The 15,654-nt window shown below is 53.8% G+C and carries 13 protein-coding genes; 4 read left to right on the top strand and 9 right to left on the bottom strand.

Features of this window, described 5'->3' with window-relative positions; translation table 11 throughout:
* The first annotated feature begins 62 nt into the window (after positions 1–62).
* Positions 63–1,673, top strand: a complete 1,611-nt coding sequence (locus tag DZC51_RS10310; protein ID WP_157295459.1) for an ABC-F family ATP-binding cassette domain-containing protein — start codon at positions 63–65, stop codon at positions 1,671–1,673.
* Between the two features lie 53 nt (positions 1,674–1,726).
* Here the strand turns inward: DZC51_RS10310 and DZC51_RS10305 are convergent, their stop codons facing one another.
* The 3 genes from DZC51_RS10305 to DZC51_RS10295 all read right to left on the bottom strand — a co-directional run bounded on the left by DZC51_RS10305 (position 1,727) and on the right by DZC51_RS10295 (position 3,163).
* Positions 1,727–2,206, bottom strand: a complete 480-nt coding sequence (locus DZC51_RS10305) for a YkvA family protein (RefSeq protein ID WP_157295457.1) — start codon at positions 2,204–2,206, stop codon at positions 1,727–1,729.
* A 248-nt stretch (positions 2,207–2,454) separates the two neighbouring features.
* Positions 2,455–2,655, bottom strand: a complete 201-nt coding sequence (locus DZC51_RS10300; RefSeq protein WP_040228597.1) for a cold-shock protein — start codon at positions 2,653–2,655, stop codon at positions 2,455–2,457.
* A gap of 205 nt (positions 2,656–2,860) precedes the next feature.
* Positions 2,861–3,163 carry a DUF1033 family protein gene (locus DZC51_RS10295; RefSeq protein WP_157295456.1) on the bottom strand — a complete coding sequence of 101 codons (303 nt, stop codon included), beginning with the start codon at positions 3,161–3,163 and terminating at the stop codon, positions 2,861–2,863.
* 214 nt (positions 3,164–3,377) lie between these two features.
* Here DZC51_RS10295 and DZC51_RS10290 point away from each other — a divergent pair, with 214 nt between their 5' ends.
* Both DZC51_RS10290 and DZC51_RS10285 read left to right on the top strand, forming a co-directional pair.
* A complete protein-coding gene (locus DZC51_RS10290) occupies positions 3,378–4,082 on the top strand; it encodes a 5-bromo-4-chloroindolyl phosphate hydrolysis family protein (RefSeq protein ID WP_157295454.1) in 705 nt (234 codons plus the stop codon).
* On the top strand, positions 4,069–5,271 hold the full coding sequence (locus tag DZC51_RS10285) for a toxic anion resistance protein (protein ID WP_157295452.1): 1,203 nt from the start codon (positions 4,069–4,071) through the stop codon (positions 5,269–5,271). The genes DZC51_RS10290 and DZC51_RS10285 overlap by 14 nt, the downstream gene beginning before the upstream one ends.
* Positions 5,272–5,294: 23 nt before the next feature.
* On the opposite strand, the gene DZC51_RS10280 is transcribed toward DZC51_RS10285, so the two are convergent.
* The 6 genes from DZC51_RS10280 to DZC51_RS10255 all read right to left on the bottom strand — a co-directional run bounded on the left by DZC51_RS10280 (position 5,295) and on the right by DZC51_RS10255 (position 14,142).
* Positions 5,295–7,193 carry a vWA domain-containing protein gene (locus DZC51_RS10280; RefSeq protein WP_157295450.1) on the bottom strand — a complete coding sequence of 633 codons (1,899 nt, stop codon included), beginning with the start codon at positions 7,191–7,193 and terminating at the stop codon, positions 5,295–5,297.
* A gap of 6 nt (positions 7,194–7,199) precedes the next feature.
* Positions 7,200–8,063, bottom strand: coding sequence for an ATP-binding protein (locus tag DZC51_RS10275; protein ID WP_157295448.1), 864 nt, complete (start codon positions 8,061–8,063; stop codon positions 7,200–7,202).
* 54 nt (positions 8,064–8,117) lie between these two features.
* Entirely contained in the window at positions 8,118–8,315 is a 198-nt protein-coding gene (locus DZC51_RS10270; RefSeq protein WP_157295446.1) for a DUF6501 family protein, read from the bottom strand.
* Between the two features lie 378 nt (positions 8,316–8,693).
* Positions 8,694–9,953, bottom strand: coding sequence for a 2-oxoglutarate dehydrogenase complex dihydrolipoyllysine-residue succinyltransferase (gene odhB, locus DZC51_RS10265; protein ID WP_157295444.1), 1,260 nt, complete (start codon positions 9,951–9,953; stop codon positions 8,694–8,696).
* Positions 9,954–9,983: 30 nt separating this feature from the next.
* Entirely contained in the window at positions 9,984–12,800 is a 2,817-nt protein-coding gene (locus DZC51_RS10260; RefSeq protein ID WP_157295442.1) for a 2-oxoglutarate dehydrogenase E1 component, read from the bottom strand.
* A gap of 256 nt (positions 12,801–13,056) precedes the next feature.
* Entirely contained in the window at positions 13,057–14,142 is a 1,086-nt protein-coding gene (locus DZC51_RS10255) for an undecaprenyldiphospho-muramoylpentapeptide beta-N-acetylglucosaminyltransferase (RefSeq protein WP_157295440.1), read from the bottom strand.
* 99 nt (positions 14,143–14,241) lie between these two features.
* On the opposite strand from DZC51_RS10255, the gene DZC51_RS10250 reads away from it, so the two are divergent.
* Entirely contained in the window at positions 14,242–15,603 is a 1,362-nt protein-coding gene (locus DZC51_RS10250) for an MATE family efflux transporter (protein WP_157295438.1), read from the top strand.
* Positions 15,604–15,654 lie beyond the last annotated feature (51 nt).

Genomic DNA, 15,654 nt, shown 5'->3' with positions numbered 1-15,654 from the left:
CGGTTACAGTTCGGCACGTCTTTATGGTATAATCGGAGCATTGTGAACAAGGAGGAGAATGCATGATCCAGGTCAGCAACGTCAGTCTTCGCTTCGGCGACCGCAAGCTGTTCGAAGACGTCAATATAAAATTCACCCCGGGGAACTGCTACGGACTGATCGGCGCAAACGGCGCCGGCAAATCCACGTTCCTCAAGATTCTTTCCGGCGAGCTGGAGCCGCAGACGGGCAACGTATCAATGGGGCCCGACGAGCGCCTCGCCGTCCTGAAACAGGACCACTTCCAGTACGAGGAAAACGAAGTGCTCGAGACGGTCATCATGGGCCACAAACGCCTGTTTGACGTCATGACGGAGAAGAATGCCATCTATATGAAGGAAGACTTCTCCGATGAAGACGGGATGCGTGCCGCCGAGCTTGAAGGCGAGTTCGCAGAAATGAACGGCTGGGAAGCGGAAACCGACGCTTCGATCCTCCTGCAGGGTCTTGGCATCCCGGAATCGATGCACCATGTCAAGATGAAGGATCTGAGCGGTTCCGACAAAGTGAAGGTCCTTCTGGCGCAGGCCCTCTTCGGCAAGCCGGATGTCCTGCTGCTTGACGAGCCGACCAACCACCTGGACCTGAAGGCGATCCAGTGGCTTGAGGAGTTCCTCATCAACTTCGAGAACACTGTCATCGTCGTTTCCCACGACCGCCACTTCCTGAACAAAGTATGTACCCATATTGCGGACCTCGACTTCAGCAAAATCCAAGTCTACGTCGGCAACTACGACTTCTGGTATGAGTCCAGCCAGCTGGCAGCCAGAATGGCATCCGAGCAGAACAAGAAGAAGGAAGAAAAGGTCAAGGAACTCCAGGCATTCATCGCGCGCTTCAGTGCGAACGCCTCGAAATCCAAGCAGGCCACTTCCCGTAAGAAAATGCTCGAAAAAATCGAACTGGATGACATCAAACCGTCTTCACGCCGGTATCCGTATGTCAACTTCCAGATCGGCCGGGAGATCGGCAATGACGTCCTTCAGGTAAAAGACCTCACAATCAACGAAGAGGGACAGACCTACGTGAAGGACATCAACTTCACGATGAACAAGGACGATAAAATCATCCTTCTCGGCAACCCGCTTGCCAAATCAGCGCTGCTCGATGTGCTTGCCGAGGAACGCGAGCCGGATGCGGGCTCATTCAAATGGGGCGTAACGACTTCCCAGGCATACTTCCCTCAGGACAACACCGAGTTCTTTGAAGGCACGAACCAGCCGACACTCGTTGACTGGCTCCGCCAGTACTCTCCCGAGGACCAGACGGAGACGTTCCTCCGCGGATTCCTCGGCAGAATGCTGTTCTCCGGTGAAGAAGTGAAGAAAAAGCCGTCTGTCCTATCCGGAGGCGAGAAGGTTCGCTGCATGCTGTCGAAGATGATGCTGACGAACGCAAACGTCCTTCTCTTGGATGAGCCAACGAACCACCTTGACCTCGAATCGATCCAGGCTCTGAACAACGGCCTAATCGCTTTCAAGGGCGCAATGATCTTCACATCGCATGACCACCAGTTTATCCAGACGATCGCCAACCGGGTCATCGAGATCATGGATGACGGAACGATCCTCGACAAGCAGCTGGGATACGATGATTATCTGGAATGGCGTGACGCACAGGGCGTCGCAAACTGATTCCATAGAAAAAGGAGACGGCTTCTGCCGTCTCCTTTTTTGTGTCTGCCGTATCAGCGCCTTCGTATGAATCTCCGTGCCAGCGTTCCGGCAGGAAGCTTCCTCACCACTTTGCCGCCTTTTGCACTGATGCCCTCGAGCGTGCGGAGAAGCTTCACATTCCCCGTCCAGTGCTCCTCCAGCACTTCTTCCCCGGCCGACGCGACAAGTGTATTTACAATGAATGCGGCGACCGCAACATCATCCAGGAAGCCGCCCGGCCCAAGAATACCCTCGGGCAGGAAATCAATCGGCGAGATAAAGTACAGAATACCGCTTGCGACAAGCAGTTTGCTTTTCCTGTCAATCCGGCTGTCGGTCAGCGACTTCATAAGAAGGTGGAACAGGTCCGGCGCAAACAGGATGATGTCGGCAAACCTACCCCGCTTACCGGGCTTGTCGCCGAGCCATGAAGCCACCTTGCCCCTCAGCTGTTCATAAAAGTCCTGCTGTTCTTCTCCCGAAGGCAGCGGACGCTTCAGTTCGGAATCCATTCAATCACGTCCCTTCCCCGTCCTATACCAAAATTACGATGAAATGAAACGTAACTGCAAGAAAAACAGCTATAAGCAAAACATGGCGAAATGGACGGGCCGATTCCGGTTCATTCCCGGCAAGCTGGGTTCAAGACAGAAACGGTCGTCGTCCTCTCCCTCTTGCAGCGCTGCAGACTCTACATAATGAGCAAAGATATAAAAAAGAGGCTTCCGGAAATCCGGAAGCCCCCATATGAACCCGCCGATCAGAGCTTGACGACGTTTGCTGCTTGTGGTCCGCGGTTGCCATCGACAACTTCGAACTCAACTTGCTGGCCTTCGTCAAGCGTCTTGAAGCCTTCGCCCTGGATGGCGGAGAAGTGTACGAATACGTCGTCCTCGCCTTCGACCTCGATGAAGCCGAATCCCTTTTCCGCGTTGAACCATTTCACTGTACCTTGTTTCATGTTGACTTTACCCCCAACTTAAAAGAAATAATTTTAATATGGAACTTTTTTGGAGGAACAAAAAAATTCACATATTATAAAAAGTACCGACCTGAACCCGATCACTTTTTATAATAGGTGAATCCGTGTTTCCAGTCCTCGTGTTCAATTAATGCCATTATACCATCTTTAGGAAGCGTGTCAACGGTAATGGTTAGAATATTTTTTACTTTTTCGAAAACGGATGGGGCTTCCCATCTTTCATGATGATGAGGCCATGGTATAGCTGCAGGTCCTCTGCGCAGTCTTCGCAGTAGCAGACTTCTTTTACATTCCAAAACGCAAAGAACTTCCCGTCTTTCTGCGCTTCATGATCGCATTCCCGCCTGAACCGGGCGATCAGTTCGGACAGGCCTGCCTCGGCATCTTTCTCGCAGTCGAAAACTTTCCGTTCCCGGATGTGTTCTTCCCATCCCTCAAACTGCCACCATGGTTCATAGTCTGCTCTCATATAAATGATTTCATACATACGGATCAACCTTCTTTTCCATGTGATGCTGACGTCAGACCCATTGTAGCAAATGAGCGTCCGTTATCCACGCGTTACGCTCAGAACAGGCGATTCGGATGTCTCCCTGACGGGTATGCGCTATAATGGAGACAGGCCGCGCCGGAAACAAAATGAAACTTTCCGGCCGATCCGGACGTAAAAATAGTTAGATTCCATTAGGAGGTCCGGCCAGATGAATACATTCCAGCAATTTTTGACGAGGCATGCGATTATGCTGCCGGTCAGTTTCGGATCCTGGCTCTATTTCCTGTTGGGTGCCGGCATGGGATTCGTCCCCGCAACCGGCCTGCTCATCGCGATCTACCTTGCAGGCGATTTCGCGATCAGGCAGGTACAAATTGGCTCAACGGTGAAACAACTCGGCATGACCCGGTCCGAATATAAACATATCGTCCATCAGCTGGGAGAAGCGAAGGCCAAGCTTCGCCAGCTGAACTCCCATTACGGCAGCATCCGTTCAGTACAGGCATTTCGCCAGCTCAATGACCTGAACAAGCTGTCAAAGCGCATCATCGGGATTGTCCAGCAGAACCCGAAGAAGTTCTATAACGTCGAAAAGTTTTTCTATGCCCATCTAGATTCCGCGGTTGAGCTGTCCTCCAAGTATGCTCTCCTGGCGAATCAGCCGACCAAGGACGAGGAAATGAAACAGGCTCTCGAAGACACCCGGGAAACCTTGAAAGACCTGAATGTGGAGATTCGCAAGGACGTCAAACGTGCGCTTGCCACCGACCTGGAAACATTAAGGTTCGAACTGGACTATGCAGAGGTCCTGACGGGTAAGGAAAAAAAGCAGCTTGAACTGCAGGAGCGGAAACAGCTGGAACAGCCCGAGCAAGCGCCGCTGAAAGGAGACGACACTGATGACAGAAAATAAACCCGCCCGTGAAACGGCAGATCTGACGATGGACGACCTACTCGATAACCCGTTCGACCTTAAGCCCCAATCCTCTCTTCTTCCGGATGAGATGGCAAACCAGGCACCGGCCAAGCCGGGAGTCAAACTGATGGAGCGCCTGAGCGAGGAAGAACAGCAGAAAGCGAGGGATCTTGCCAAGCAGATCCCCGCCGGCAATTACGAAGCGATTATCACTTACGGGGCGAACGCACAAAATCAGCTGTCGACGTTCTCCCACAAGATGCTGGACCATGTCCAGTCCAAGGACATAGGGCCTGTCGGTGATGTCCTCAAGGATCTGATGGGCAAGCTGAATGAAATCGACCCGGAAGATTTGTCTGTCGAGAAAAAAACAGGCATCCGGAAATGGTTCGGACGGGTACAAAAATCCGTTCAGGAACTCATGACAAAGTACCAGAAACTGAGTACCCAGATTGATCGTATCGGGGTTCAGCTGGAACATGCCAAGCGGGGCCTCATAGAAGACGTACAGATGCTCGACCAGCTGTATGATCAGAATAAGGCTTACTTCCAGGCGCTGAATGTCTATATCGCCGCGGCCGAACTCAAACGGGACGAAATCGTCAATGAGATCATTCCGGCGATGAGGAAAAAAGCCGAAGAGTCCAACGACCAGATGGCGATCCAGGAAGTGAATGATATGGCACAGTTTGTGGACCGGCTTGAAAAGCGCATCTACGACCTGCAGCTTTCCCGCCAGATCACCATCCAGAGTGCGCCGCAGATCCGGATGATCCAACAGACCAACCAGACTCTGGCAGAAAAGATCCAGTCGTCCATCATGACCTCGATTCCTCTATGGAAAAATCAGATCGCCATCGCACTGACTCTCAACCGCCAGCGCAAAGCGGTCGAATCACAGCGTGCCGTCACCGAGACGACAAACGAGCTCCTTCTCCGCAACTCCGAAATGCTCAAGATGAACAGCATTGAAACGGCCAAAGAGAACGAGCGCGGTATCGTGGAAGTGGACACACTCAAGAAAACCCAGGAAAACCTTCTCTCCACAATCGAGGAGACACTGGCTATCCAGGCGGACGGACGCGCAAAGCGGAAAGCCGCAGAAATCGAGATTGCCCGTATGGAAGAAGAACTCAAGCAGCGCTTGATCGCCGTCGCGGAAAAAGCGGAAAACCGTCCTCAATGAGGACGGTTTTTTTGCTGCTATTCTTACATATTCCCCGAAGCGAGGACAAGCAGTTTGCGGAGGATCCGAAGGGTCTCGTCGGAAAATCGGTCGATCGAATCCGCTGACACCGACCGGTTGCCGAACATCATCCTGAACAGTTCCTGCTGGCGCGCGGTCGCCGGTTCCGATGAAAGGAACAGATGAATGACCGTGATGCCCTGCTTTTCTGCCTCCCTGACGGCTTCTGCCGTATCGACGATTCCGTTTTGTCCATAGCCGAATGCGGAAGGCTCCCCATCCGAGAACACCAGTAGAAAACGGTGCGCTTCCGTCCGCTGGAGTAATCTTGATGTCATCCAGCGGACGGCAAAACCGTCCCGATTGTCATCTCCCGCCTCCAGAGACAGTATCCGTCCCCCGTCATCCTTGCCGTCATCCCGGAACCTGTGCAGCCACTGCAACGTATTCGGCTGACGTTTTTTTGTCGCGGTTGCCGAATCTTCCTGGTAGACCGCAATTCCGTGTGACGTATCCAAGGAGCGGAGAATGTCGTGAAAGAGGAGGACAGCCTTTTTCGTCTCATCCAGCTTATCCGCCATCGATCCCGAGCCATCCACCAACAGGCCGAACACAGCATCAAGCCGTTTTGAAGGGCTTTGCTTACGGTAAAACGGGCGAGGACGCTCGTTAAGCAGAACTGACACAGGGTTTTTGGACAGGCGTCCCTTTGGCAGCCCTTCCCTCCTCTCTTCTCTCTTCCTCTCGATCCTTTTTTGCATCTCCTTGACGATTGCACGCACATGCGGGATGGATTCCTCTCGCCACTTTTGAATCCGTTCACGGGCTTCCGCTGTGTTGTCGGCTTCTGCAAGTACCTCCCGGTAAACGACCGATTCATTTGCCGTGCCGAAACCTTCGGCCTTGATCCAGGCACCCGCCTCGGAGCCGGCAGCTTCAGTGGCCGCTTCACGCGCGACCCCAGACCGTTCGTCAGCCGCCGACTGTCCCCGGCCGGTCGATGTCGCATCCGCGCCTTCACGTCCTTCTCTGGCGCCCGTACCGTCACCTTCGCCAATCCGGCCGTGTTCAAGCTCGTAATTCAGGTGCATGCCTTTCTCGGACTTGTTGGCGGCATGCCAGGTCGAGAACAGCTCCCCGACAGACTCTTTCTCACCCGTCTCCCCTTTTTCACGATCCTCGGTTCCCTTGTGATAATGGAAATCGGATTTCGGCCCGACAAGTCCATCACCCACCGCATAATAAGAATGTTGCAGATCTTCTCTTAGCCGGCCATCAAGAAGCGGAGCCATCTGCTCTGCCATACGGACAGAATCCGCTGTCGAACGGGTATCGAACACGCCATAGAGTACCGGTTCGATGAGGCCCGCGAGTTCATCTTCAGATGATGCATATGTTTCCGGAATGCCGTGGATCACTGCATACAAATGATTGAACAACGCATCCGCCCGGAATCCCCGGCGGAGATTGACAGACTGCTGGCCCATATGGAACTCGCCGTACAGCCGCCTTCTGATCGCGAACGCCTCTTCCGTGCCGGGCCGTTCGGCAATGACGGCATCAGTGATGCGGAGCTCTTCGAACAGCAGGACGGCCGAACGGAGGAATTCCCGGAGCGCATGCCCTTCCGTTTCAGAACGGAATTCCCGCCAGACAGCAAGGTCGAACTTGGACCAGAAGCCGGCCGCCAGCAAATACAGGTCGGATAGCCGGCCCTGTTCGGTCACTTCCGCATCCCTGTGCCGCCAGAAGACACTCATCGCCAATTCATTTGAAGCGGGGTGGAATTCAATATGCTGCCTTTCGGTCAGGCCGAGATCAGGCATGCCGGTCAGGGCTCGGGCGAGTCGTTCAAGCCGGAGCCGTTCTCCTGCGTTGATCAGTTCGTCATTAAAGTCGATAAACCGGTTAATCGATGTCATTGCGCATCACCGGATCCAAGTGGCGGCCAGATCCATGACAAGCTGCCGTTCTCCGGGGTCTTCGAGTTTCTCCGCGATCGCATAGCGCACGGCGCGGTCAGGCCCCATATGGAGCGCCAATTCCGTGGCGTCTATAAGGCTTCTGATCGATGCGGCTTCATCGGCCAGAAGCCCGTTCCTCGCCTGGTCTTTCAGATCTTCCGAGATGCTCAGCATCGTCGTGATCAGCGTCCGGGGGGCATCCGGGAATTCACGCTCCAGCAATGCCCTCGATGGTTCCTGTCCGAGATAAGGCACCTGGAATGCAATAAATCGGTTTTTCAGCGCTTCATTCATGGGCACCGTTCCGACGTATCCTTCATTGATCGCCGCGATGACGGTAAAGTCGGGATGGGCATGGATGACATCACCCGTGAATGGATTTGTCAGCATCCTGCGGTAGTCCAGCACGCTGTGAAGAATCGGCAAGGTTTCCGGCTTCGCCATGTTGATTTCATCAATATAGAGGATATGACCCTCCTTCATGGCCGTCACGACGGGACCGTCGACGAAGTCAATTACGGTATCTCCGTCTTGGCGGATAATCGTCTTAAATCCGATCAGCGATTCGGCATCCAGGTCAACAGAGCAGTTCACCTGATGCATCGGCTGGCCGAAAAATGCAGACACCGACTCCGCAAGTTTCGTCTTCCCGGAACCTGAAGGGCCTTTAAGCAGCACAGGACGACGGATCACAACCGCCGTCAGGACATCCTCCCACAGGTGCGCATCAGGAGCCACATAGCCTCCCTGCCCGATCAGCGCCGCTTCATCAGCGGGGTATGTCCGCCCGTTCCGTTCTTTGCGCTCTTCTTCGATGATTGCCAGCATAAAACAGTCCTCCCTCAATAAAAGGCCCGGCGGTTTTCCCGCCGGGCCTCCGGATCATTCAAAATACGTTTTATAGAAACCGCCGACTTTGCCCGTGTTGTCCACGACAAAGATGAATTCCTCGGTCTCGTTTTTCACTTCGTATTCCTTGCCCGGTGTCAGGACATTCGACACCAGATACTTTTCCGCGTCCGTATGCTTGCACGTCACTGTGCGGATCGCCGGCGCGTCTTTCCACTGCTTAAAATCCATCGGCTGCCGCCTCCTTTATCATGGTTCCATTATAGACAAAACCGGGCCCTGTTTTCAATGATGCGGGAGGAGTGTATCAGGAAAAGTAAAGGAGCTCCTGTTTATGGGTGACGCGGTTTCGTCATTCGAGGGAGAAGTTTCGTCATTCATGGCTCCGGTTTCTGTATTCAAGCCCTATATTTCGTCATTCGCCCGACCGGAGACCCCCAATGACGAGATTATCCGGCGGAATGACGAAATCAGAGGGACGAATGACGAAATTGAAAGGGCGAATGACGAAATCATAACTGACCCGGAACCCCACCCTCTAAACCAAGTCCCCCATGATATCCCCAAACAAAAAACGCCTCATAAAGAGGCGTTTTTATCATGATCCAATCAGGAACCGAGGAGAAGGTCTTCCGGGTTCTCGATCATTTCCTTGACAGTCTTCAGGAAGCCGACGGAGTCTTTGCCGTCGATGACACGGTGGTCATACGAAAGCGCAACATACATCATCGGGCGGATTTCCACGTTGTCGCCTACTGCGACAGGACGCTTCTGGATGGTGTGCATGCCGAGGATACCGACTTGCGTGCCGTTCAGGATCGGTGTGGAGAAGAGCGATCCGAAGACGCCGCCGTTTGTGATCGTGAACGAGCCGCCGGAAAGATCGGACAGGGCAAGTTTCTTGTCACGTGCCTTAGTCGCGAGGTCCGCGATGTCTTTCTCGATCTCTGCGAAGTTCTTGCGGTCTGCATCACGCACTACCGGTACGACAAGGCCTTCTTCGGTCGAAACCGCGATGCCCACGTCGAAGTAGTTTTTAAGAAGAAGATCCGTTCCGTCGAGCTCGGAATTCACATACGGGTATTGCTTAAGTGCAGCGACCACAGCCTTCGTGAAGAAGGACATGAAGCCGAGGCGCGCACCGAATTTCTTCTCGAATTCTTCTTTTTTGCGTTTGCGGAGTTCCATGACATTGGTCATGTCGATTTCGTTGAAAGTAGTCAGCATCGCCGTGTTCTGGCGAACTTCCAGAAGACGTTTCGCGATGGTCTGGCGACGGCGCGACATTTTTTCGCGCGTTACGCGGCCGGATTCTTCATCCGAGGAAACAGCTGGTGCCGCAGGCTTGGCTGCCTGTTGCTGAGGCGCTTGCTTAGGCGCAGCGGCTGCAGCTTCCACATCCTGGACGCGGACGCGGCCCATCGGATCGACTGGAGTGATCGAAGCGAGATCGATGCCTTTTTCGCGTGCAAGCTTGCGTGCAGCAGGGCTTGCGATTGTACGGTCAGAAGCGCCTGCTTCTTCAGTTGCTTCCGCAGCAGCTGCAGGAGCCGCCTGCTTTTCTTCCTTTTTCTCTTCCGGAGCCGGAGCTGCTTCCGCTGCCGGCTTTTCAGCAGGAGCTGCGGCTGCGCCGGAACCTTCGCCTACGATGGCGATGACCTGGCCAACTTCAACCGTGTCGCCTTCCTCGGCGAGCAGTTCCTGGACAACGCCCGCTTCTTCGGAAATGACTTCAACGTTGACTTTGTCAGTCTCGAGTTCGACGATGAATTCGCCTTTGTCGACTGTGTCGCCAGGCTGTTTCAGCCATTGTGCGACCGTACCTTCCGTGATGGATTCTGCAAGTTCTGGAACTTTGATTTCTGCCACCGTGGATTCCTCCTTATGATCAGGCAAATCTTAGGATTTGCTCAGTGCTTCATTGATGATGCGGTCTTGTTCAATCTTATGGGACTTGCCGTCGCCTTCCGACGGGCTCGAGCGGCGGATCCGGCCGCAATAGCGCACCGGCTTCTCTCCTGCAAGTTCCCGTACAAGCGGTTCTGCAAACGACCAGGAGCCCATATTCTTCGGCTCTTCCTGTACCCACATGAATTCTTTCACGTTCGGGAAGCGCTCGATGATCTCTGCGATGCGGTCAGAAGGGAACGGATAAAGCTGCTCGACACGGATAACATGAAGCCACTCGTAGCCTTCGCCATCTTTGATCTGTTCCGCGAGGTCAATCGCCATTTTGCCGCTGGCAAATGCGATTCGCTCAACCTTCTCAGGATCTTTCCCGAGACCTGGCTGCTCGATGACAGTCTGGAACTTGCCGGACGTCAAATCTTCGACATCTGCACCTACGAGAGGATGGCGCAGCAAAGACTTCGGCGACATCATGACGAGCGGACGGCTATATTCTTCACCCAGATGCTCTGCCTGGCGGCGGAGAATATGGAAGTAGTTCGCTGCGCTCGAAAGATTTGCGACTGTCCAGTTGTTTTCACCGGCAAGCTGAAGGAAACGCTCAAGGCGCGCACTGGAGTGCTCCGGTCCTTGGCCTTCGTAACCGTGTGGAAGAAGCATGACAAGTCCTGAAGTCTGGCCCCACTTCGAAGCGCTCGAGGAGATGAACTGATCAAACATCATCTGGGCCATGTTGGCGAAGTCGCCGTACTGGGCTTCCCAGAGAACAAGTGCGTTTTTGTTCTCGAGCGTATAGCCGAACTCATAAGCCACGATCGATGCTTCGCTAAGCGGGCTGTTATAGACCGCAAAAGATGCGTTGGCATCACTGATGTGGTGAAGCGGAACAAGTTCCTTGCCATCCTTCTCATCGTGAAGAACGACGTGGCGATGGGCGAATGTCCCACGCTGGGAATCCTGTCCGGTCAGGCGGATCGGATGGCCATCCTGAAGAATCGAACCGAATGCAAGTGTCTCGGCGTGTGCCCAGTCGATCTTGCCCTTGCCGTTGAATGGTTCTTCCCGTCGCTTCAGAATGCGGGAAAGCTTTTTAAAGACATTGAAGTCTTCCGGATAGTTCAGAAGCTCTTCGTTCATCTTGCGGAGACGGTCTTCGGACACACCTGTCTCAACGCCCGGATAGCCGTTCATGATAGCTTCCGGTGTGCTGTTGTCCATTGTCTCTTTCTTGGACGTCTCCTTTACCCTGTCATAGGATTCCTGGAGCAGCGTGAACGTGTCTTCATCTAATTTTTCAACTTCTTCCGGCTTGACGATGCCCTTGTCAGACAGTTCTTTGCCATACAGCTCACGGACTGTCGGGTGCTGATGTACTTTGTGATACATCATCGGGTTGGTCACCAGCGGCTCATCCATCTCGTTATGTCCATAGCGGCGATAACCGACGAGGTCGATCAAGATGTCCTTGCCGAACTGGTTGCGGTATTCAAATGCAAACCGCGCGATGGCAATGACCATTTCCGGATCGTCCGCATTAACATGAATGACCGGTACCTCGTAGCCTTTGGCCGGGTCGGAGGCATATCGGGTCGAGCGGGAATCAAAGAATTCAGTCGTGAAGCCGATCCGGTTGTTTGCGATGACATGGACCGAACCGCCCGTCTTGTATCCGTTAGTGCGGCTGTAGTTCATGGTTTCCATATTGATACCCTGTCCGGCGAATGCGGCGTCCCCGTGAACGAGAACGGCCAATGCGTCTTTCTCATTCAGTTCCGGAATGCCAGGCTGGCCGGTTTCTTCTTGAGCCGCCCGAGTCTGGCCGGTAATGACCGGGTTGACGACTTCAAGGTGTGACGGGTTATATGCCAGTTTGACTTTAAGTCCGTCAGGAGCCGTGTAAGTGGCGCCCATGTGATACTTCACATCGCCGAACCAGCCATGCGTCAATTCAAGGGAGCCGTCCTCAGGAATGAAAGGCTCATCGTCGAGGCCCGCGAATTGGGCAAGCATCACTTCATATGGCTTATTGAGCACATGAGTGAGGACGTTCAGACGGCCACGGTGAGCCATGCCGATCAGAACTTCCTTCATCTTCTCCCCGTTCGCGTTGCGGACGAGCTCATCGATGAGGACAACAAGAGAATCGAGGCCTTCGATGGAAAAACGCTTCGCGCCTACAAATGTGCGGTGGATAAACTTCTCGAAGCCTTCCACTTTCGTCAGGCGGTCAAGCAATTCCCGGCGCTCATTGTCATCCAGTCCCGGACGCACCTTGCCCGATTCGATGTAGGATCGCAGCCATTTGCGCTCTTCCGGGTCGATGACCTGTGTAAACTCATAGGCCGCCTTGCCTGTGTAAATACGCGTCAGATGATTGATTGCCTCGAGGCCGTTCGATACGCCTTCCGGAACCTGCTCATGGAAGAAAATCGAAGCCGGCATCGATACGAGGTCCGCTTCTGTAAGTCCGTACGCAGAAGGAACAATGCGGGAATTATCGAGTTCTCGGTCCTTCAGCGGGAAGATGTTCGCAGCAAGATGGCCGTTCTGGCGGATGGAATCCGCAAGCTGGGCCGCCGCAACGATTTTTCCAAACTGTGCCGGAGATGCGCCTGCTGCCGCTTCAGCGGTGCCGGCACCGGTTTCCGACAATACAGGTGCACCAAAACTCCTGAAAAGTTCCGCCAGATCTGGATCAACCTGGTCCGGATCATTCTGGAACAGTTCATACTGCTCCATCACATACCCCAGGTTCGGCCCGGAGAAGGAACCCCAAGGTGAACCGGGAGCAGCAAAATTGTTTGACATGTAGATACCCTCCACTTTTTACGCTGGCATCGTCTATTTCTATTATAATGGTCCGCATCAATTTTAGCATGCCGTTCATAACACTGAAAGCAAACGGCATCTAAGGCGACGCCTGCGTTTTTGTCCAACCTAATCTTACTACTGTAACGACAAAATACAATCTTTTTTTACAAAAAAACAAGGCATGTCCGTTGTAAGCGGATACATGCCTGTAGAATACCGATTGCCTGGTGAGTTTAAACATTTTCCGCCGGATTCAACCGTTTTTTCCGGAGTGTGAAACAATGAGAGACGCCATCTCCCCTGGTGTTTTCGGCGGCTCGGCCTGTTCCATTCTGAGGAGGATTTCCTGAGAGCGTTCCTGAAGTGTCCGGACAGATTCAAGGAACGTTTGGCGGCCGACCTCCTCTTCCTGCAGAACAAGGGCAAAGCCGGCTTTGTCAAACAGCCTCGCGTTCAGAATCTGGTCTCCCCTGCTTTTTTCCGCCGAGAGAGGTATAAGAAGCATCGGAAGGCGCAATGCAAGAAATTCGAAGATGGAGTTCGAACCCGCTCGGGACACGACGTAATCCGCAGCTTTCAGCAAATGTCTCAGCTCATCCGTGACATATTCAAATTGCGAATAGCCTTCCATCTGTTCCAGTGCTGTGTCAAGATGCCCCTTGCCGCACAAATGGATGATATCCATTGTTTTCATGAGTTCCGGCAAACTTGAGCGGACCGCTTCATTCAGGACCGCCGATCCCTGGCTGCCGCCCATGACGAGAAGGACCGGCTTCCGTCCCGATAAGCCGGCGATGCGGAGCCCTTCGCCTTTGGAACCTTTGAACAGTTCCTGACGGATGACCGGTCCCGTACAGGTCGCTTCCGCTTTCCGGACATGCGGCACTGTTTCCGGGAAGACCGTGAACACATGATCGGCAAACGGCATCGCCAGCTTGTTGGCAAGTCCGGGTGTGACGTCTGATTCATGGATGACTACCGGGACCCCCGCCATACGTCCGGCCAGGATAACCGGCACCGAGACGAATCCTCCTTTGGAGAAGATCAGCGACGGCTTCAGCTTCCGGATGATCTTATAGGCCTGCAGCACACCCGCTCCGACCTTAAACGGATCGGAGAAGTTCTTCATCGAGAAGTACCGCCGCAACTTTCCGCTGGAGATTTCATAATAAGGGACTGACGGAAATGATTCAGTGATCAGATTTTTTTCTATTCCGTCGCGGGACCCGATATAATGGACATCGTAGCCTTGTTCAGCCAGCGACGGGATGATTGCCTGATTCAAAGAGACGTGCCCGGCCGTACCGCCTCCTGTGAGGATGATGTTCGGTCGTGTCATACTATTCCCTCAATTCATTTACAATGTTTCATACATATGAACGCATTATCCATTCTAACACAGCAGAATGCAAGTACTTACAGACTGGAGGTATACAGGATGGAAACACGCAGGCCGCTCCGTCTGAAAGCGGGGACCATGTCGAAAGTCGTCGGCCCGATCCTCGTCACTCAGGTGGCGATGTACCTCATGACATTCTTCGATATCCTCATGACCGGACGTTATGACTCCGGACACCTGGCAGGCGTGACTATCGGATCTTCCTTCTGGAATCCGGTCTATACGGGGCTGGCAGGAATTCTTTTATCCGTTACACCCATTGTCGCCCAGGCGATCGGTGCCGGACGCAAGGAAGAGACACGCCCGACTGTACAGCAAGGACTGTATATAAGCATTGCCCTGTCTGCAGCAGTGTTTATTTTGCTGCAGATTGCCATACGCTTCGGACTTGGCCAAATGCCGCTTGAGGAGCAGGTGCGCCAGGTGTCTGCCGGATACCTGACGGCGATGAGCGCCGGGCTGCTGCCGCTGTTCGCCTATACGGTCATCCGCTCCTTTATTGATGCTCTCGGGGCCACAAGGGTCACAATGTTCATCACCCTTCTCTCCGCCCCCGTCAACATCCTTCTGAACTGGCTGTTCATCTTTGGCAAGGCCGGCTTCCCTGAACTCGGCGGTGTGGGAGCCGGTGTCGCCTCCGCCATCACTTACTGGATCATCCTGGCGATCGCGATCTTTGTTACCCATACGAAGCGGCCTTTCCAGCCGTACCGGCTATTCCGCGGATGGGAACGCATCTCCCTTCCCCGCTGGAAGGAAATCATCGTCCTCGGTGTTCCGATCGGCATCTCGATCTTCACTGAGACAAGCATCTTTGCGGTTGTCACACTCTTTATGAGCGGCTACTCGACTGAAACCATTTCCGCGCACCAGATCGCGCTCAACTTCACTTCACTTCTTTACATGATTCCGCTCAGCCTCTCGATGGGTGCGACCATACTCGTCGGCCACGAAGCCGGTGCCGGCAGGTGGAAAGAGGCGAAAGAATACAGCTGGCTCGGTGTCGGATTGGCAATCGTGTTCAGCCTGATTTCCATCTTCATTCTCGTCACATTCCGTGACGGAATCGCCTCCCTGTATACACAGGACGAGGCCATCGTCCGGCTTGCCGTCCAGTTCTTCGTCTTTGCGGCATTTTTCCAGCTGTCGGACGCCGTACAGGCCCCGGTTCAGGGCGCCTTGCGCGGCTACAAGGATGTGAACGTCACCTTTATCATGGCGATCATCTCGTACTGGGTCATCGGCCTTCCGGTCGGCTATATGATCGCGAACAACACGGACCTGGGACCGTTCGGCTACTGGATCGGACTGATCACCGGTTTGACAGCAGGAGCGATTACTCTGTCCATCCGTCTTCTGCTCATCCAGAAAAAGAAAGCCGATCTCCGGACTACCCGATGAGCCGCATAGAAGAGCCCCGTTGCCAACACTGCAACGGGGTTTTCGTGTTGC

This window comes from Bhargavaea sp. CC-171006, assembly GCF_009761675.1.
Classification (GTDB): domain Bacteria; phylum Bacillota; class Bacilli; order Bacillales_A; family Planococcaceae; genus Bhargavaea; species Bhargavaea changchunensis.
Note: the sequence above shows the minus strand (reverse complement) of the source record. Positions and strands in the feature narration are given on the sequence as shown.